Genomic DNA, 19,059 nt, shown 5'->3' with positions numbered 1-19,059 from the left:
TAAATTTGTTTGCGCTGGCCAGGATTTATTTTCGCAGAGCCTCCTCTTCTCCCATTTTCATACACGAACAAAAACGAAAAAGCCCCCGCTTCAGCGAAGGCCCACTCCCATTCAAATAGTAAAAAACTTCTCTTCCAGCTTCTTTCCCTGTGATTCGTAGCCTTTCATATACTCGATGCGCCGCTGGGCCGAAGTTGCGTTCACCTGCTCGTCGGCATGGTACGAAGAGCGCACCATCGGACCGGCTTCGCAGTGGCTGAAACCTTTAGATAATGCAATTTCCTTCAGTTCGGCAAATTCATCCGGGTGGTAATAACGTTCCACATTCAAATGTTTTTTGGTCGGCTGCAGGTACTGGCCGATTGCCATGATATCGACATTGTGCGCACGGAGATCGTCCATCACCTGGATGATCTCTTCTTTTGTTTCACCAAGACCCACCATAATGCTCGACTTGGTAGGCGTGTGCGGAGCAATTTCTTTCACCCGCGCCAGCAATTGCAGTGAGCGGTCGTACATCGCGCGGGCACGGACCCGCTTCGTCAGGCGCCTGACCGTTTCAATATTATGGTTGAAAATGTCCGGCGCGCTGTCCATCAGGGTATGGAGGCTTTCGTAATCGCCTTTCATATCGGATGGCAGAATTTCAACTGTCGTTGCAGGCATTCTCCGCCGGATAGCGCGCACTGTTTCCGCAAAAACAGCTGCGCCGCCGTCTTTCAAATCATCACGGGCGACCGCCGTCACAACGACATGCTTCAAGCCCATGATTTCAACCGATTCTGCCACGCGTTCCGGTTCGCCGAGATCGAGTTCATTCGGCATGCCGGTTTTAACGGCACAGAATCTGCAGCCTCGTGTGCATGTATCGCCGAGAATCATGAAAGTTGCGGTTTTCCGTTCGCTCCAGCACTCATGGATATTCGGACACCGCGCTTCCTCGCACACCGTATTCAATTTCTTCTCCCGCATCAATTTCTTAAGCCCCGTGTACGATTCGTTCGTATTGATTTTTACCTTCAGCCAATCCGGTTTCCGTATGTATTCTTCTTGTTTCGTCATTTCAATCCCCCCAATTTTTCAGCTGATCCATTCAAAGCAAGATTTTTATACTTCGTTTCCGCCAGCTTGTTGATTTCCATCAATTGCGCATCTGACAGTACCATCGTTTCCAGAGTTATATCAAGGCCTTTCTCGAACCCGCGTTTGAATGCGGCTTTGACTTCATCGTAATGATATGTACCTTCCGCTGCCTCGTTAATCGCCACAGCTTTTTCTTTGAATTCCTGCAGCGCTTCCTGTCTTATTACCACAGAAGGGTAACGGAATAAATCAAATAATTTCACATCGTCAATTTCAATCGGAATGGAGCCGTGCTGCAGAATGACGCCTTTCCTCCGCATTTGCGCGCTGCCGGCAGCTTTTTTGCCGTCAACCAGCAGTTCGTACCAGGAAGACTTGTCGAAACAGACCGCTGAATCCGTTTTTTCACGGCTCGTTTCCGGTATCGCAAATTCGGCATCGATACCGAGTTCCCGAAATCCTTCAAGCAGGCTCCTGGAAATCACAAGATAAGCTTCTTTTATTGAATGCGGCATGGCAGGATGCGATTCCGAAACCGCCACACTGTACGTCAATTCCTGATCATGCAGAACTGCACGTCCTCCCGTCTCGCGCCGGATAATCTCGACTCCGTGCGCAGCCGCCTGTTCAAAGTCAATTTTCTCATTGGCATCCTGAAACCGGCCGATTGAAATGGCTGCCGGTGACCAGCCGTAAAAACGGATTGTCGGCCCGATTTTCTTCTGGCTGACCCACTCGAGCATCAATTCATCCAGTGCCATATTAAATGAGGGGCTGGAATGCCCCGAATCGATAAATCCCCATGTTTCCGCCATCGCTTCTCCTCCTTATATTTGCACAAAAAAATACACAGCTTCCATGAAATGGACAGCAGTGCAGAAAGGTGGCAAGAAAAAGCATGCGGGTACCACTTCCCTCCGCCGGCATAATCCAGATCAGGTTCAAAGGGTCCAAGCAATGCTTGTCTCAGCCTAACAGCGGCTCCCCCAGTGTGTAAATATTTGGTTAATCCAAGCCTATCATAAGCAATTGAAAACGACAAACCCTTACTTTGTAATTGCTCCAAAAATTAGAAGGTTTCAGCATTTCTAAGTCGAATAAATAATATAAAGCAAAGAAAAAATCCAGAGGAGTATGACTTATGCCAAATACAGCATTGTTGATCATCGATGCACAAAACGAAATGTATGACGAAGCAAATCCGGTCCATCAAAGCGGGCAGATGCTCAAAAATCTGAAATCCCTAATTGAAAAAGCACGAGCAGCGGATGTTCCCGTAATCTATGTTCAGCATAACGACGCCGGTCTCGTGGAAGGCACTGATTTCTGGCAGATCCATCCGTCGATTGCGCCGGAACCGGGTGATTTGATTGTCCAGAAAAAGGCGGCGGACTCTTTTCACGAGACACCGTTATTGGTTGAATTAAAAAATCAGGGCATCCAGCATCTTGTCCTAGCCGGCAACCAGACGGAGTACTGCATTGACGCGACGACACGCAGTGCCAGCCAGCACGGGTTCAATGTTACGCTTGCAAAAGATGCGCACGGCACATGGGATTCCGAAGACATGAGTGCTGTCCAGATCATTGCTCACCATAATGAGCAGCTGAGTGAATTTGCCACATTGCAGGAAACAAACGATATTGAGTTTGCAAAATAATCTCCATTAGAAAAGGAAAGCGATCCTTCTACAGGCACTTTCCTTTTTCTCATTCATGATCTGGAAATTTTAAGACGCCGAATCTTTCCGGTTCCAGGAACCCTGCAGCTTCCGGATATAGATGATTTGCCCGATGTGATAACTATTATGGGTACACAGATTTGATAAAGCCTGCCACCAAAGGGCATCTTCGGGAAAATCCGGAATCCTCTCCTGCAATTTTTCTTCACTGGAATGTTCCACCGCCTGCTGCCATTCGGCCAATCCACGGTCAAGCTTTTCCACAAGTTCTGTCCACTGCTGCGCCGCAGTAAACGGATTGTGCACAAAAGTGGAAGCATTCGATTCTTCACTGGGAGGCAATTTTTCACCAAGATAGAGTTTCAGCCAGCGTTCATTCCAATGATGCAGATGGTATAGGATTTCACTGATCGAATGACTGCCAGCATTGGGCCTCCACACCGCATCTGTGCTGCTCAAACCTTCCAGCGCAATGCTAAGCGGCTGCATCCAGCTGCCTTCATTGCGGCAGGCTGCCAATTGATCCAGTAACAACTCTTTTTTGTTCATATGCAAACTCCTCTCCAGACTGGAAATTTCTCCTTAAAATAACTTCTATTCAGATTCGATCGGCTTCTTACTGCAAACCATCACCGTTCAAATCCGCCTTCCGAATGCAGAATCTGGCCTGTAATCCAGCCGGCATCCTCACCAGCCAAAAAATTAACGAGTTTGGCAGCGTCCTGTGGAGTGCCCGGACGTCCGAAGGGAAATCTTGGTTCGAGCGCCGCTTTGATTTCAGGCGTCATCCAGCCGCTGTCCGTCGGACCCGGATTGACTGCATTGACAGTGATTCCAAGCGGTGCGACTTCCGCTGACAATGTGATTGTCATGGCATCAACCGCGCCTTTTGTGGTGGCATACGCCAGTTCTCCGGGCATTGGCCCTTTAAACTGGCCTGAAGTGATATTGATGATGCGGCCGCCTCTCCCTTTCCTGAAACGCTTCGCAAAGCCGCTGCTCAACATGGTCGCAGCGACTACATTTACCCGGTAATGGCGGTCAAGCTCTTCAATCGTCAGCGTGGAATATTCATTATTGGTTGAATACGCTGCATTGTTCACCAGAATATCCGGCTCACCAAGTTCTGCTGAAACCGTATCCAGTAACGAGTCCAATAATTCACCTTTCGACAGGTCCGCTTCGGCGCTGAATGCCTTCACGCCATATTGCAGCAATTGCTCTTTCAGCCTCGCAGGCTCATCCGGTATTATTTTCCAGGGCATACTTTCATCGTAGGCTGTCCAGTACGTGAAAAAGATATTGCAGCCGTTCTTTGCAAGTTCCCTGCTGATTGCTGCCCCAATGCCGTTTAACCGGCTCGCCCCTGTGACAATGGCCAGCTTCCCTGCTAAATGATCCACATTAATCCCTCCCCGCACCTTCATGGCTTGGCCTTGTCCGTTGTGATTGTTTTCTGGCTGCTGTCAGATCCAGTTCCGGAAGCTCCTTTTCAATTAAGTCGAAGAGCTCCTGAACAATCGTTTCAAGTTCCCTGACTGCGTCCTGCGGATTTCGCAGGAAAACGGATTCCATGCGAGCCGACATGTTTTCCGGTTTCATCGGCATACTGGCCAGCGAATTGCGCTGCCATTTAAAGCCCGGATGAATCACATACTGGCGGTTCAAGCCGAATAACAGAGACATGATTTTTGTTTCCACATCGGCAAGCAGCTTATACAGCATCAGCCAATCCTTCCGAAACAGCAACGCCTCCCGGTTATGCCAGCGGCTGCCTAAATCGAGATTCGCTTTAATCATCGCCCGCCTTAGTTCATCCGGATAAGTTTCCAGCTGTTGTTTCATTTCCGCAATCACGGATTCACCACTGAGCGCTCTTCCGTGACGAATAGCCGCTGCAATGCACTGCGTGTCCGGATTAGTATCAAAAAGCTGAACCGTTTTGTAAATAAAATCACGAATCGTAGCCGTCAGGAAATTGCTGATTTCTAGTTTAATGCCTTGTGCTGTGTAGGTTTCTGACCACTCTTCGTCTTCATGGGGATGAAAATCAAGGATTGTCCCTTCCAATTTTTCAATTGGCTTCATCCTGTCTTCGTCTGAAGGCGGCAGTTTCCAGAAAACCAATAATTCAATGTCTGAATATCGATCCTGCCATCCCCTTGAAACGGAGCCTCCGAGCAATACGGCCTCCACTTCCGGATTTTCTGCATAAAACAGGGCTGCCCTTTCCGCCATTCCGTACAAATCCGCCATTCGACTCCCCCCTGTGCTCGTTTTGCATATGAAAGATCCAATGATACCTGCTGAATTTTATTATATCCTTTTTCTGATAAGTCCACTATTGAATGTGAGTTTTCAGCAGCTCATTATCAGACTGATATACCTATGAAAAATAGATACATTCTCCGGCTAATAGATGTTAATATATAGAAAACTTGCAAGCATTTATAAAATAGCTTTTATTGCGAGCAGAATCAGAAGCAATGCCCGTAGCGAAAAAACAAGTTAAAGCTGTTCCGGCCTATAACCCTCCTTTTTCATTCGGCAGATGTTTTATTGTATTTATTCAGATGGAAAGTGGAGGAACACATGAAAACTTTACTGAAAGCATTCATTCTAGCGGTTATATTCTTTGGCTTCACTATTGGAAGCTATTGGCTCATCTTCAGCCAGGGGCTGATTCTGGGAGTCCTGATATCGTTTGTGCTGCTGATACTTTGTGTAGCCGTACTGGCATTCAGCCTTTATGGCATTGAAGTGGGCGGCCTTAAAAAAATCCGGCTGACGAACCGGCTGGAAGTTGCCAGCCTGCTGATTCTGACCGTTTATCTCAGCTCGGCGATCGCCGTGTTCGCTGTCACCAACACAGCACTCGAAGCCAGGGAGCTGACAAAAAATTTCTCGGCAGCCGACAAGACGCAAATGCTTGTCACCTCTCTTCTGAATACCGGTCCAGTCAACAATACTGCCGGCAGCACCGAAAAAAATGGCGTGGTTTATTCGTATACGGCTTCAACAGAGGATGAAATCGATAAGATCGATGAATTTTTGGAAAAGGAAAAAAATCGTATTGCTCAATTCTTTGGCAATGAAGAACCAGGCAGCCTGACCATCGTTTTCCATGATGATTTTGACACGCTGTCGGAAGCGTCCGGCTATGACGAAGCGATGGGCTACTATGATTATTACAAACAGGAAATCCATCTGGTGCCGGACGATTATTCATGGGATGTCATTCTCCTTCATGAATACGCCCATCACCAAAGCCATTTATATGCGGAAAAATACCATTTAGCCGAAACACGGCTACCTTCCTGGTTTGAAGAAGGCGTCGCCGATTACCTCGCCGGTGAGACAAGTGACTGGTACGAGCTTGAAGAAGTCGAAATCACCGACTTCCACTTGCTGGACCATGATTATTCTTTCCATAATACTTATACGCGGAACTACGATCCGTACGTCCAAAGCTTCTTGGCCGTGGAATCGCTGGTCAATGAATACGGAGAAGATGTGCTGAAGACGTTTCTTCCCGCCAAACTGCCCGGCGAATTTTATGAGATCCTGCAAGAAGTGACCGGCATGGAACTGACAGTTTTCCAGGACACATTCCTGGATGACATGATTGCTGAAAGCCAAAAAGAGCAGGCGCAGTATGATGCCGCCTATGCAGCGATTGACAGAGAAGATTTTTCAGAGGCGTTGGAGATTGTTGAAGATCTGAAGGAAACCGCCTCAGAGCAGGATATGAACCAGCTGTCCTGGATGGAGACCGACATTTATCTGATGCAGGAAAAATTCGATGAAGCAATCCAACTGCTCGAAGAACGCCTGGAGACCGGCGATGAGGAGTCCCGCGTGGATGACCTGATGACACTTGCGGAAATCTATTTGCTTGTCGATCCTGAAATGTCGCTGGAGTTGATCGAGGAAGCGGACGCTCTCGCGCCGGAAGAGGAAGATTCGGAATTCGGCTACTATATGGAAGCTTATCTAGAAGCCTATGAGCTGATCAATTCTTCGACACCGTATGAAGGATATATGATTCTGCTTGATGAAGAGCTGCTTTATTATGATGCCGTCATTGAAAAAGTGAATGAAATTGTGGAAGAAGAAGATCCGGATGCCGCTTGATGGTTTGAAAAAGGATTCGCGTTTGCGCGAATCCTTTTTTGATTTTGGGGCTGAAATTGCTTGGCGATCATAAACGGCCTTATGCCGATCATAAACTCATGAAAGCCCAATAGTCGCCTGCTCCAAAACCCATTTCAGCAGTCTCCCTGAGCCAATTCATCCTATTTTCCTGAAAAATGACAAATTCACCCTTTGAAAATGACAAAACCAGAAAGAATGAACCCTCGCACATCCTTTCCGGTTTTATTGCCGTCACAAAACTATTACTGATTCTGCCGCTTCTTCACCGGAATCCAGATTTCGCTGCTGACATTCTGCAGGTCACTCATGTCTCCATTGAATGAAATTTCGGGACCTTCCGTCAGCTCATAATTGGACGACGGCAGCCATTCGGAGAAGATTTTCGCCATTGTATCCTGCAAAACTTTCGGGAATTCCCCTTCAGCTTTGAAAATTGCCCAGCTCCCCGCCGGTACTTCCACAACATCGAATTCTCCGAAATCCTGATTCAACGTTGTAATGGAGCCGATCAGATGATCCAGTTCCCCTTTTTCTTCATAACGCCCTTCATCGAAATCAAAGGACGCGTTGATCACTGTTTTGACATCCGTATTCCGGATCGCCCCTAAACGCTCGCGCTGTTCGGCCGTAATCGACTCGGCGATTTTCACGATTTCCGGGTTGACACCTTCAAAAATGAGCGGTACCCGTTTTTTGATTCCCACCAATTTAAATGCCTCTTTTTCAACAATACGGTAATCCATATCCATTCCTCCTTGAATCGTCAATTGGAAGGTCAGGCGCGGAAACAGCTTCAGCGATTGACTGTTTTTCACTTCCGATGGATGCATCCCCGACCAATCGCGGAATGCGCGGCTGAAACCGTCAGCGGAATCATAGCCGTATTTTACAGCAACATCCAACACACGCTTCCCGTTCTGCTGGAGATCGAAAGCCGCCTGTGACAAGCGCCGATTGCGGATATAACTGCTCAGCGGCATGCCGGACAAATACGAAAACAGTTTCCGGAAATGATATTCTGAAACCCCGGCAATCGCCGCTACTTCCTGAAAATCGATTTCCTCATCCAAATTTTCTTCGATATAATGGAGCGCTTCATTCATATCCTTCAGCATATTCATCACCTGACCTCCCTTCTTTTCTAATTCTAGTCGGAATTCTGAATCGTCATCCGACGGCAGGTGTACGGACAATGTCGCATTGCTCCAGCCTATCCCTCCTGCAGAGCACCTTTCGCCATCTTGAGATACTCATCGCTGCCGGACTTGATGGCAAATTCCGCAATGTCAATCGGATACGTGGCAGCGAGTTCCACAATATGTTCTTTCATCTTTGGCCATACACGGCCGCCGGCTTCTCCGTAAGTTTCGACCAGCCGCTCCAATGCCAGTTCCCCGTGCGTCCGCAGATGTCCGATGAAATCATTTGAAACATCAGCTACTTTCGCTTCCGTCCAGTCGATAAAGCCCGTCACGCGTTCTTTCCCGTCAATCAGAATATGCCCGGGATGCAGATCTCCGTGGATGAAAGCTGTATATTCCGGCCAGAACGAATCGTCTTCGACCCATTTCTGCCAGCGCGTCCACAGCTTTTCACTGACACCCAGCTCTGCTTTCACTCTGTCCATGCGTTCGCGCATCTGGCCTCTGACTTCTGTAACCGACTGAACCGGCAATCCGCCTTCAGCCACTGCAGACATTGGAATCCGGTGCAGCGAAACCATCCCTTTTGCCAGAGTTGAAACATAATTCTCTGTGAGGTTCTCAGGATCGATCACCCACTCATATCGCTGTTCTTCTTTATTGATCGTGCCTGCCGGAATTCCTTCCAGGGCCTTATAGGCAATCAGCTCAGGCACAGCAATTTCCCAGTTAGGCGCCTGTACGGACAAATTGGGCAGAACAATATCCAGAATGGCTTTTTCTTTTTTCATTTCACTTTGTACGTCCTGTCTCCTTGGAATCCGCAGAATCCACGGCACATCGTCTTTCCCGATAATCTGGATGACAATAAAATCAAGGCCGGAATCATTCAGGACCCATTCACTGTTTTCCAGGTCAAAACCGTGTTTTCCGGCAAGCTCTTTAATTTCGTGTGCTTCCATAATATTTCACTCCTTAATTCAAATAAAGGATGGATAACCGTAAATTAATCCTCCCGAAAACCCGTATCCCGCATAACTGCGCCATATGCTCGCCCCGGCAGCGCAGCTTTCAGTTCCTGCATCAGGCGCTCCAGCTCTCCCGAGAAAAAATCAAATTCCTCTTTTGCCAGCAGCAGCCGAAACAAACCTGTCATTGAATAAACCGTCCCTTTGCCGAGACTTCCTGCAGGCAGACGCAGCATGGCGTCGACATCCTTCAGATCTTCCGGATGTGGCAGCCGGTAGCGGTACAGCACTTCTTCATGCGCCGCTTTATTTCGGTACGGAAAAGCAATGCGCAAAATGGCGTCCAGTTCCACCGCCTTCAAACTCACCGGCTCGTTTTCTTCGCTGAATTCATCGGCGAAATCCGCTGCAATCCGCTCCCGTAAGTCATCATCAATGACGGAATAGAAATTGGTGATCTGGCCGAGCGACAGAAAATTGACGAGCACCCAAAGCGGCACGTTGCGGTGTTTATCAAAAAACTCGCGGATCGCCGGATATCTCACGCGGTCCCGCTTTTTATGGCTTTTGATCAGATTGGCAAGAGTCGAAATGATGCGGTCACGCTCATGATGGCGGTCGATGTCCGAACTGTAATTGGACGGCTCCAGAAAACTGTCCGTCTCCCTGAACTTCTCCGAAAACCGGTACGCCACTTTCGATTTGATATTCTTCTCAAACTTCAGCAATTCGTTGAGCATCAGCATGCGCAGCTCCCGGTCAAAGCGGTACAGCGCATAGATATGCCCGAACTCGGTATCCGCCCGGTACTTTTCCTGGCCATAGGGATTCAGCCGCTCATCCCGCTCCAGAAAAGGTTCCTTATAGCCGTCGATCAGCGCATAATAATTCTCGCGCGACAGGATCCGCCGCGCCGACGCCTTGTCCGGCACCAGCATTCCGCGGTTCTGTAAAATCGTAATCTGTTCATCGTGCGATGCAAATACTTTCATCGGTTTCATCCTTCGTGACTCATTCTTTCTTTTACTGTAAGCCAGTTGCCGAAAATAATAAACCCTGATGCGCCAACCCAAAAACCCGCAGACATCAAATGTGTCTGCGGGTCCTGCCTGTGGCTTCAACTTTTTATTTAAATTCCACTGTGTCGTTCATCTGCTTTTTATCGCCTTCTGTTTCCTTGCCCGTCAGCTTTTTGGCGAAGTTCTTGACGGTTTTCACTGTGCTGCCGGAATCCCAGTATTCAGCGGATTCAGCCGTCACTTTGATTAGAATTACGTTTGGGTCATCGTAAGTCGTGTCCAGAAATTTATCAAGCACAGGGCTCCAATATTCCTTTTTGCGCTCCAGATCATCGATGAACTGCGCCGTTCCACTGATGGAAACATAAGATTTACCGGCATAAGCTACATTGACCGCAGGATTTTCCAGAATTTCCTGGTATTTGTCCGTGTCCTTCAATGTCAGGAACCATAGCTCGCCGTCAAATTCCGCTTCCTGCGTCTGCAGCGGACGGGATACGGGTTTATTGTCCACGATAGTTGTAAACATCGCCACTTCGATGTCCTTGATCAGGTCATTGACGATTTTCAATTCCTCTTTATGAGTTGGTGTATTGTCTGCCATGTAACATTCCTCCTCGAAGCATTTATCTGTCTCATCCTTACTGACTCTTCCCTCTGTTACCTTCAATTAAACAATCAAAGAAACTGGAATCGTAGAACGTGACTGCAGAAAAATAAAAAAACTTCCGGACCAGGAGCGGTCCGGAAGCCTTTCTAATATCTGAAATCACAGTTTTACGCCTTTACTTCTTCTTTCACCATTCTGGATGCGCTGATCATATTCCACATCAGTGAAGGGATATCAATGTGATCCACCATGTCTTTTGGAATCATTTCATTGATTTCTTCTTCTCTGCCCTGCTTCACTTTTTCAGTCCATTCCGGATCGATCAGCGCCTGGCGTCCCATGACGGCGATATCTGCACCTTCTTCAAGTGCAGCTACGGCATCTTCCGGCTTTTTGATGCTGCCGACTGCAACAAATGCCACGCGGCCGGCAATTTGCTTCGCCAGGATCTCGACAATGCTGCCTTCAGCGTTGTCTTCATGAGGCAGTTTCTGGAAATCCATAAGCGACACATGAAGGTAATGGATACCGCCAGCGATTAATTTTTCAGTTAAAATTTTTGTTTCTTTTATTGTATAGCCAATACCTTCCGGGCTGTATTCTTCAGGAGACAGGCGGTAGCCGATGATGAATTGATCATCCGCATATTCTGCGGCCATCCGTTTCACTTCCGCAAGCACCGCCACAGGGAACCTCAAACGATTCTCCAGGCTGCCGCCCCATTCGTCTTCCCGGCGATTCGTGACTTCCGAAACGAATTGCTGGATCAGATACGTATTGGCACCGTGAATTTCCACGCCGTCAAAGCCGGCTTCGATTGCACGGCGGGTAGTTTCGCCGAAATTACGGATGATGGCTGTGATTTCTTCTCCAGTCAAAGCACGCGGTGTCGGTCTGCCGGCTGGCCCTTCCACTGCACTGGGCGCCACTGTCTCATTCGCCTGAATCAGATGCGGCTGCCCCTGGCGACCGCCGTGCTGCATTTGAAGAATGGCTTTATTGCCATTCGCTTTCATTGCTGTTGCCAGTTCTTTCAGGCGCGGCATGACGTCATCTTTGAAAGCGACAAACTGGTTCGGAAATGCAATGCCGTTTTCGGACACGGCGATGCAGGCTGAAATATACAGACTGCCTAATCCTGAGCGGCGGCGGTAATATACCAGTTCTTCGTCAGATACAGTTCCGTCGGGATTTCCTGAATAAGTGGTCATTGGCGCAACGCCCAAACGGTCGTTCAGCACGACGCCATTCGGCAACGTAATTTCTTCGAATAAAGATTTAAATTTCGGGTTCATGGAATTCCTCTTTTCGATGTTATTTCGTTATTCCAAAATAGCATAAGCTTCTGTCCAACTACAACAATTCAATCTTGAAAGCTGAATTTTTGATTCCATTCTTTGGCAATGGTACGCTTTTTTCGAATGAAATTCTAAGGAGGAGTTCAGATGACACCGAAAACCTATAAAGAAATTCACCTGGTGAATCGCCCTGAAGGCGTGCCTGCTGATGATGACTTTGCATTTATTGAAAAAGAGATGGTACCCCTCGGCGAAGGCGAAGTGCTGGTGAAAACCTTGTATCTTTCGGTTGACCCGTATATGCGCGGGCGTATGCGGGACGTGAAATCTTATGTCGCTCCGTATAAATTGAACGAGGCGATTAAAGGCGGAGCGCTTGCAGAAGTAATCGAATCGAACTCAGGACTGCTGCAAAAAGGCGATATTGTCAATGGCACAATGAAATGGGCCGAATACAATATCGTTAAGGCGGAACGTGTCCAGAAAGTGGATCCGACGATTGCACCGATTACCACACGTCTTGGTATTTTGGGCTTAACCGGATTGACAGCATATTTCGGGCTGCTCGATATCGGGAAGCCGCAGGAAGGTGAAACCGTCGTTGTCTCCGGAGCGGCAGGCGCAGTCGGATCAGTCGTTGGGCAGATTGCGAAACTGAAAGGCGCACGTGCTGTCGGCATTGCCGGTTCTCAGGAAAAAATCGATTATCTAATCAACGAACTGGGCTATGATGCAGCTGTGAATTATAAATCCGAAAGCTTTAAGGAAGACTTTAAAGGAGTGGTGCCGGACGGTGTCGACGTCTATTTCGATAATGTCGGCGGCGAAGTGTCGGACGCTGTGATTCTGGAGCTGAACAATAAATCCCGCGTCGTGCTGTGCGGCACCATCTCTTCCTATAATTCACCCGAAAAAGATTTGGGGCCGCGCATCCAATGGAAATTCATCACAACGAGTTCGATGATGAAAGGCTTCACGCTCGGTGATTACGCTTCCGATTTCGCGAAAGGTGCTGCCGATCTCGGCAAGTGGCTGCAGGAAGGCAAATTAAAATATGAAGAAACGGTTGTCGAAGGCTTTGAAAACACGCCGAAAGCGTTTCTGGGGCTGTTCGAAGGCAAAAACATCGGAAAACTGCTGGTGAAAGTCGCCGATCCGGAGTTTGCTGAGCTGTAAGCAAAGATTTTTTATGATTTGACTGTTGATTGGAGGGTCGAAAATTGAGTTTTGACCGTTTATGATCGGCATATTGGCTTTTATGATCGGCATAACGTCATTTATGATCGCTATATTGATTTTTATGATCGCTATAAATCCCCCCCATTTATTTCCATAAAATTGTCAAAGCCACCGGAATCCCGGTGGCTTTTTACTTTTCATTATTCATCTCTTCCATCAACCCAAGCAGTTTCCTCACCGTATTCACGTTGCGGATTGTCACCAGTTTATACAGCTTCGTTCCGATTACTTTCTGCATTCCGCTTCTCGTAACATGTTCTTTGTCGACCGACCAAAGAATTGCGCCGGGTACGTAGAGAACACGATCGATTTCGGGCTTTATCACCAATTGCTCCAGCACGGATTCGCTGTCTGCCTCTGGCCACAGAAACCAGACATCGCTTTTCATATTCGTATCATTCGTCCAGCTGCCAGGAATATCCCCAATAATCCTTTTAAAATCATCAAACGAATAAACGAGCACTTTTATCGGCAAGCCGAAATGAGCCAGAATGGCAGCTTCCAATATCACCGGTAATTCTTCTGCAGATGCCGTGCTGTCAAAAACGATATTCCCCGAATTGATGTACGTTTTGACAGATGACATCCCTGCTTCTTCGAATACAGCTTTTAATTCTTTCATGTCGATTTTATTGTTCCCGCCGACGTTTATCCCGCGCAGCAATGCCACATGAATCATAAAAATCCCTCCTGTATGAACATTTTCCTTCTTTACTATTTTCCATTCTTCTTCCGTTAAATCCTGCCTGTTTTCACTTTGCTGTGAAAGCACTCTGGTTTCTTTTACACACCTCAAAACAAGCAATTCGACCCACCACAAACTGACAGTAAGTGAAATTTTATACTTTTTCAGCCGCTTCTCCCCAATTTGCTGTTTTCAGATAATGAAAAAGTACCGTTTATTGCCAAAAGGGTTGATGTCTTGCTTCAGAGGTCTATAATTCAAACTAATCTAATAGAAACACTCTTTTATCAAGAGCAGGTGGAGGGACTAGCCCTATGAAGCCCGGCAACCGATCCGGAAATGGACACGGTGCTAATTCTTGCAGCGGAAATCGCTGGGGGATAAAAGAGAGGCAGCCCGGCGCGCAGCTACAGCCTCTTTCCCCATGGAAAGAGGCTTTTTATATGGAGACGCAAACTAATCAAACAGGAGGAAGATTATGAAGAAAAAATCTATATTGGCTGCATTATTGAGTGTTGGGCTGGCTGCTTCCATCGTACCGCCTGCCGCCATCGCTGGAGAGGCGACAACCGGAACAGAAAGAAAGCACAGTTTGTTCAATGCGGAAAAATACGATTACCTCATCTATGACGATCTAAAAGAAACACTCGAAACATTTGAAAAAGAAAGCAGACGGGTCACTCTCGATATTACCGGACAGTCGGCTTCGGGCAAAGACATTTACACCATCACCATAGCTGACACAGACAATAAAAACAGCGAAAAAAAGTATAATAAGCTTCGCAAACTGATGAGCGAAGATCCGGAACAGGCGCAGGCCTATCTCAAAGCCAATCCCGATGTCAAAGCACCGATTCTGATCCATGCATCCATTCACGGATCAGAATTTGTAGGAACGGATGCTGCGATTCGGCTGATTGAACGGTTCGGCTTTGAAAATGACAAAGAAACAAACGAAATCCTCGAAAATTTCACATTAATCATCAATGTCAATGCCAATCCGGATGGCCGCATTGACGCGACCCGCTTCAACTCGGCAGGCATCGACCTGAACCGCGATTTCGTGACACAGTCGCAGCCCGAAACACAGGCTGTCGTCGAGCAGATTGCAGAGCTCAACCCGCTTGTGCTTTTGGATTTGCACGGCTATGTAAAACAGCGCGGCAAAGCCAATCATCCGGGACTGATCCTGCCGGGTACACCGCCCCATAACCCGAATTATGAAACGGATTTATTATATAACTGGATGAATCAGCAGGCCGAAGCCATGGAATTGGAGCTTGTCAACAATAAAGCCAGTTACGAAACCGAACTTTACCGTACTATGGAAGGCACACACATTCCGCTTCGTGACTCTGCTGCCGGCTGGGATGTTTACCCGCCGATTTACACACCTGCCTATGCGATGCTCCACGGCGCATATGGCTACACACTCGAAGCACCGGCCAATGATCTCGACGGCGTAAAATGGCAGGTCGATGCCGTAACCGGAGCCTTAAAATTTGCATCAGAATATAAAGAAGAAATGCTTCACGACCAGATTGAAGTGTTTGTGCGCGGAGTCAATGGCGAGCATCCGAACAACGAAGAAGGCTTTTATCCTGAGAGCTACGTGATTCCTGCCAACGAGGAAGATCCGACGGTCGTCAATAAAATCGTCAACCACCTGCTGAATAACGATGTGGAAGTCGAGCAGGCAAAAAAACCGTTTACAGTGGACGGCGAGAAATATGATGCTGGCACCTATATCATCGATTCCCATCAGGCAAAAGCCGGACTCATTAACGCATTCCTTTGGGATGGTGAAGACATCACTGATAAAATCGGTTCGATGTATGACATTTCCGCCTGGAACCTGCCTGAGCTATGGGGCTTCCAGTCGATTGAAACCGATTCTGCCGTTGATGCTGATACGAAAACGGTGAAACAAATAAAAGAAAACGGCAAACTGAACGGCAAAGGGCCTTTCCTTATTCCGAACAGTTCCGTCAACGCAGTGAAACTCGTCAATGATTTATTGTCACAGGGTGTCCCGGTGCAAAAAGACGAAGACGGCAATTTTTACGCTGACGGCAGGAAAGGCATTTTGCAGCAAGCCGTAAAAGCTGCGGGGTTAACACTTGAATCCCAACCGGTTCCAAAAAACGCCGTACCACTGAAAACGTTGAGCGTCGCAATCCTGAAAGACGGCGGTACCGGTAAAGTCCAATCGCATTCAGGCACGAAACTGGCACTCGAACGGCTTGGATTCGATGTGACGGAAGTTCATCCGCGCACGGTTGCCAATGAAGGATTGGCAGGTTTTGATGCGTTTGTCTACAGTGCAGGCGCTGGGCTTGCTGAAGTACCGCAAAGAGAGGCAGACGCTGAATTCAGCCTTGCAACTGAAGAGGAAGAAGATTTATTTGAAACCAGCCTGCAGCAATTTGTTGAAACAGGCGGCCACTTTATTGCAGTCGGTGCAGGCGGATCGCTGGTCGCGGCAGACGCAGGATTGACCGATGCAGAAGTCCACACCGGTTTCGGCAGCAGCAACGGCATCGTCAAAGTCGACTACCTAAATTCCACTTTAACGAACGGCTATGGTGCTGATGATTTAGGGTTCGTCTACGGCCCGGTCTGGTATTCCGGCACAGAAAACGCCGAAGTCGCGGCGCGGTTTGCAGCTGAAGATGATTTTCTTCTTGCAGGCCATTGGGCCGAAAGTGAACTGGCTCATGGCCAGGCTGTCATTGTGCAGGAAAAAGACCAGGCTGTCACGCTGATCGGCATCGAAGCCGGTTTCAGAAACCACACAGATTACCTGTTCCGTCTGTTGTCGAATGCATTGTTTGAATAGATGAAGAAAGAGCTGCCGGACATGACGTCCGGCAGCTCTTTTTAAGCTTTTCCTGATTTTATTCCGCTACTATTACTATGCTGTCCAGACTGTCGATCTCATCCGCTTCAAGCAACGCGTAAAGGCTCGATGCCAACGACTGGATTCGTTGCGGTGTACTTGAAAATCCCTCACGTATGCTCAAGGCATAATCGACTTCCCATGCACCGTCCTGCAAATAACCGGCTTCGACGACTGCCAACTCCTGTACCGTCCACCCTGCTTCTTTGAGCAAAGTCTGCAATTGAAGGGAATCGAATACATGCTGGATATTTCCTTCATTGTCAATAAATTCACTATACAATGCCAGAATCGCCGTTGCTGCAAAATGTGGCCGCTGCTCCATGCGGGTGAAATTGAGATTCCATTCGGCAATGCAGATTCGCTTCGCCATGCGCCGCATTTTTCTAAAGTAAGCGAGAAGCTGTCCGGAATCCCGGAAATACCAGGAGGAATGCGAAAGAACCGCCACATCAAAGCTGTCCTCCGGCAAATCGAGCAAATCTGTCTGAAGTCTGAAATCTATTTGGCTTCCGAGCTGTGAAGCGGCAATCGCTGTCGTCGCTTCACCGAGCGTAATCGGCGCACCGTAATCCGGGTCTGCTATATCCACTGCCAGCACATAGCCATCCTCTCCGGCGGCATCCGCCAGCACGACGGTCGTATCCCCCTGGCCACAGCCGATTTCCAGAATGCGCATGCCCGGTTCTAATCCCAATGTTTCAACCAGCGACATGCGGTGTTTCAACTGTGTTCGCTGAATTGTGTCATCGCCGATAATCTTCATGCTTTCCAGTAAATGGTCCAGCCTATGCTTTTTCAAATCCATCCATCCCCCGCTGCCAATCAGGTTTTCAGACTGATTAAGAAAATCTCAGTCCGGGTAAACACACAAGTGGAAGCTTTTTTATTTCAGTTTAGCATAGCCAATAAAAAAGGAGAGTTGATCAATGATTGATTACACAGACAAAGTCGTTATCATCACAGGAGGCGCATCCGGACTGGGGTACGCTGCAGCCGAGGCCATCGCCAAACAGGGCGGTAAACTCGTGCTTGTCGATATGAACAGGGACGGCCTTGAAGAGAGCACAAATAAACTTCAGTCTGCCGCTCCCGGCGCGCAGGTCGAAATCGTGGAAGCCAATGTCACTAATGAGGAAGATGTGAAAAATTACGTCAGTTTCACACTTGATAAGTTTGGCAAAATTGACGGTTTCTTCAATAATGCCGGTATCGAAGGTAAACAGAATCTGACAGAAGACTTCGGTTCGGATGAATTCAATAAAGTCATCAGCGTCAACTTGAACGGCGTCTTCTACGGTATGAAACACGTGCTGAAAGTCATGAAAGAACAGGGCTACGGCTCCATCGTCAACACAGCATCCGTCGGCGGGATCCGCGGTGTCGGCAACCAGTCCGGCTACGCAGCCAGTAAGCACGGTGTTGTCGGCCTGACGCGCAACTCCGGCATCGAATACGGACAATTCGGCATCAGCATCAATGCTATCGCACCGGGCGCCATCATGACACCGATGGTCGAAGGCTCACTGAAACAAATAGCGGGCGACGACTGGGAAGCGGCCGGCAAGGAATTCGTCAGCGTGAATCCAATGAAACGTTTCGGCAAACCGGAAGAAGTCGGCAACCTGGTGGCGTTCCTGCTTTCCGATGCAGCAAAATTCATCAATGCTTCCGTCATTCCGATCGACGGCGGCCAGTCGTATAAATATTGATCCAGTAATAGAAAAAGCGTTGCGACTGGCCAATGCCGGCCAGTCGCAACGCTTTTTTCCTATTAGACATCTCGAGTATTTTTCGGACGTTCGTCAGCTATTTTCTCCGAATATTCCTTTGCATCCTGCTGTTCCGATCTGCCTTTTTCCTCTTCATAATTCGTCGCTTCGTTTTCACCGTCAAATGTTTCCTTCACTTTGTTGATCGCTTTATCGATACCCGATTCGCGTGCTCCAACCTGCTTCTCAGGTGTTTTTCCCGCTGTGCCTTTTCTGGCCATTCAAAATCCCTCCCGGTAAAAATGATTTACTTACAGTTTACCCACCGGCAAAGATTTTACTCCTTTTTTGAAAGACCATTTTACGGAAGACCCCTATTATTGTTTTTTGGTTTTGAGGTTTATCTCTATTTTTTATCTGTAAATCTTCTTCTGCGTCTATTTTGTTTAATGAGCTGAGATTTTTTGTGAGACTCAGCCGAAAACCTTCTGTCACTATGCTGAAAAGAAGAAGGTTTTCGACTGAATCAAGATTTATGATCGGCAAAGATTCGTTTATGATCGCCAAA

19 protein-coding genes and 2 riboswitches are annotated in these 19,059 nt (G+C 47.9%); of the genes, 5 read left to right on the top strand and 14 right to left on the bottom strand.

From position 1 onward, the window contains the following. Positions 1-111 precede the first annotated feature (111 nt). A complete protein-coding gene (lipA, locus tag KW93_RS06925) occupies positions 112-1,062 on the bottom strand; it encodes a lipoyl synthase (RefSeq protein ID WP_033542260.1) in 951 nt (316 codons plus the stop codon). Then, a complete protein-coding gene (locus KW93_RS06920; protein ID WP_052131491.1) occupies positions 1,059-1,898 on the bottom strand; it encodes a lipoate--protein ligase family protein in 840 nt (279 codons plus the stop codon). The genes lipA and KW93_RS06920 overlap by 4 nt, the downstream gene beginning before the upstream one ends. 80 nt (positions 1,899-1,978) lie before the next feature. After that, positions 1,979-2,081, bottom strand: a riboswitch (TPP riboswitch). 143 nt (positions 2,082-2,224) lie between these two features. On the opposite strand from KW93_RS06920, the gene KW93_RS06915 reads away from it, so the two are divergent. After that, entirely contained in the window at positions 2,225-2,743 is a 519-nt protein-coding gene (locus KW93_RS06915; protein ID WP_033542259.1) for a cysteine hydrolase family protein, read from the top strand. Positions 2,744-2,812: 69 nt separating this feature from the next. Here KW93_RS06915 and KW93_RS06910 read toward each other — a convergent pair whose 3' ends face one another. From KW93_RS06910 to KW93_RS06900, 3 genes are all read right to left on the bottom strand, one after another. Beyond that, positions 2,813-3,313: a DinB family protein gene (locus tag KW93_RS06910; protein ID WP_033542258.1), complete on the bottom strand. Its 501-nt coding sequence runs from the start codon at positions 3,311-3,313 to the stop codon at positions 2,813-2,815. An 80-nt stretch (positions 3,314-3,393) separates the two neighbouring features. Continuing rightward, complete coding sequence (locus tag KW93_RS06905; protein WP_033542257.1) at positions 3,394-4,191, bottom strand: SDR family oxidoreductase; 798 nt, start codon at positions 4,189-4,191, stop codon at positions 3,394-3,396. After that, positions 4,169-5,020: a DUF4037 domain-containing protein gene (locus tag KW93_RS06900; protein ID WP_081986946.1), complete on the bottom strand. Its 852-nt coding sequence runs from the start codon at positions 5,018-5,020 to the stop codon at positions 4,169-4,171. The genes KW93_RS06905 and KW93_RS06900 overlap by 23 nt, the downstream gene beginning before the upstream one ends. Before the next feature lie 336 nt (positions 5,021-5,356). Here KW93_RS06900 and KW93_RS06895 point away from each other — a divergent pair, with 336 nt between their 5' ends. Next, positions 5,357-6,898 carry a hypothetical protein gene (locus KW93_RS06895; protein WP_033542256.1) on the top strand — a complete coding sequence of 514 codons (1,542 nt, stop codon included), beginning with the start codon at positions 5,357-5,359 and terminating at the stop codon, positions 6,896-6,898. A gap of 263 nt (positions 6,899-7,161) precedes the next feature. Here KW93_RS06895 and KW93_RS06890 read toward each other — a convergent pair whose 3' ends face one another. From KW93_RS06890 to KW93_RS06870, 5 genes are all read right to left on the bottom strand, one after another. Beyond that, positions 7,162-8,040 carry an AraC family transcriptional regulator gene (locus KW93_RS06890; RefSeq protein ID WP_033542255.1) on the bottom strand — a complete coding sequence of 293 codons (879 nt, stop codon included), beginning with the start codon at positions 8,038-8,040 and terminating at the stop codon, positions 7,162-7,164. Positions 8,041-8,129: 89 nt separating this feature from the next. Further along, positions 8,130-9,023, bottom strand: coding sequence for a macrolide 2'-phosphotransferase (locus tag KW93_RS06885; RefSeq protein WP_033542254.1), 894 nt, complete (start codon positions 9,021-9,023; stop codon positions 8,130-8,132). Positions 9,024-9,067: 44 nt separating this feature from the next. Next, the gene (locus tag KW93_RS06880; RefSeq protein WP_235318377.1) at positions 9,068-10,030 is read right to left on the bottom strand and encodes an Abi family protein; all 963 of its coding nucleotides are present in this window, start codon (positions 10,028-10,030) and stop codon (positions 9,068-9,070) included. Between the two features lie 124 nt (positions 10,031-10,154). Further along, positions 10,155-10,652, bottom strand: a complete 498-nt coding sequence (locus tag KW93_RS06875) for a pyridoxamine 5'-phosphate oxidase family protein (RefSeq protein WP_033542253.1) — start codon at positions 10,650-10,652, stop codon at positions 10,155-10,157. 173 nt (positions 10,653-10,825) lie between these two features. After that, positions 10,826-11,953, bottom strand: coding sequence for an NADH-dependent flavin oxidoreductase (locus KW93_RS06870; RefSeq protein ID WP_033542252.1), 1,128 nt, complete (start codon positions 11,951-11,953; stop codon positions 10,826-10,828). A gap of 150 nt (positions 11,954-12,103) precedes the next feature. Between KW93_RS06870 and KW93_RS06865 the strand changes: the two genes are divergently transcribed. Beyond that, on the top strand, positions 12,104-13,132 hold the full coding sequence (locus KW93_RS06865; protein ID WP_033542251.1) for an NADP-dependent oxidoreductase: 1,029 nt from the start codon (positions 12,104-12,106) through the stop codon (positions 13,130-13,132). A 193-nt stretch (positions 13,133-13,325) separates the two neighbouring features. Here KW93_RS06865 and KW93_RS06860 read toward each other — a convergent pair whose 3' ends face one another. Further along, entirely contained in the window at positions 13,326-13,874 is a 549-nt protein-coding gene (locus KW93_RS06860; protein ID WP_033542250.1) for a DUF1697 domain-containing protein, read from the bottom strand. A gap of 287 nt (positions 13,875-14,161) precedes the next feature. Beyond that, a riboswitch (SAM riboswitch) is annotated at positions 14,162-14,267 on the top strand. A 91-nt stretch (positions 14,268-14,358) separates the two neighbouring features. On the opposite strand from KW93_RS06860, the gene KW93_RS06855 reads away from it, so the two are divergent. Further along, a complete protein-coding gene (locus tag KW93_RS06855; protein WP_033542249.1) occupies positions 14,359-16,719 on the top strand; it encodes a M14 family zinc carboxypeptidase in 2,361 nt (786 codons plus the stop codon). A gap of 58 nt (positions 16,720-16,777) precedes the next feature. Here KW93_RS06855 and KW93_RS06850 read toward each other — a convergent pair whose 3' ends face one another. Continuing rightward, positions 16,778-17,587, bottom strand: coding sequence for a class I SAM-dependent methyltransferase (locus KW93_RS06850; RefSeq protein ID WP_033542248.1), 810 nt, complete (start codon positions 17,585-17,587; stop codon positions 16,778-16,780). Between the two features lie 121 nt (positions 17,588-17,708). Here KW93_RS06850 and KW93_RS06845 point away from each other — a divergent pair, with 121 nt between their 5' ends. Next, positions 17,709-18,491 carry an SDR family oxidoreductase gene (locus KW93_RS06845; RefSeq protein ID WP_033542247.1) on the top strand — a complete coding sequence of 261 codons (783 nt, stop codon included), beginning with the start codon at positions 17,709-17,711 and terminating at the stop codon, positions 18,489-18,491. 62 nt (positions 18,492-18,553) lie between these two features. On the opposite strand, the gene KW93_RS06840 is transcribed toward KW93_RS06845, so the two are convergent. Both KW93_RS06840 and KW93_RS17780 read right to left on the bottom strand, forming a co-directional pair. Beyond that, on the bottom strand, positions 18,554-18,772 hold the full coding sequence (locus tag KW93_RS06840) for a hypothetical protein (RefSeq protein ID WP_033542246.1): 219 nt from the start codon (positions 18,770-18,772) through the stop codon (positions 18,554-18,556). 37 nt (positions 18,773-18,809) lie between these two features. Next, positions 18,810-19,059 (bottom strand): hypothetical protein (locus tag KW93_RS17780; protein ID WP_033542245.1); only part of this gene is annotated, 250 nt, incomplete at its 5' end.

Origin of the sequence: Planococcus sp. CAU13, assembly GCF_000775575.1 — a bacterium.
Taxonomy (GTDB): domain Bacteria; phylum Bacillota; class Bacilli; order Bacillales_A; family Planococcaceae; genus Planococcus.
Note: the sequence above shows the minus strand (reverse complement) of the source record. Positions and strands in the feature narration are given on the sequence as shown.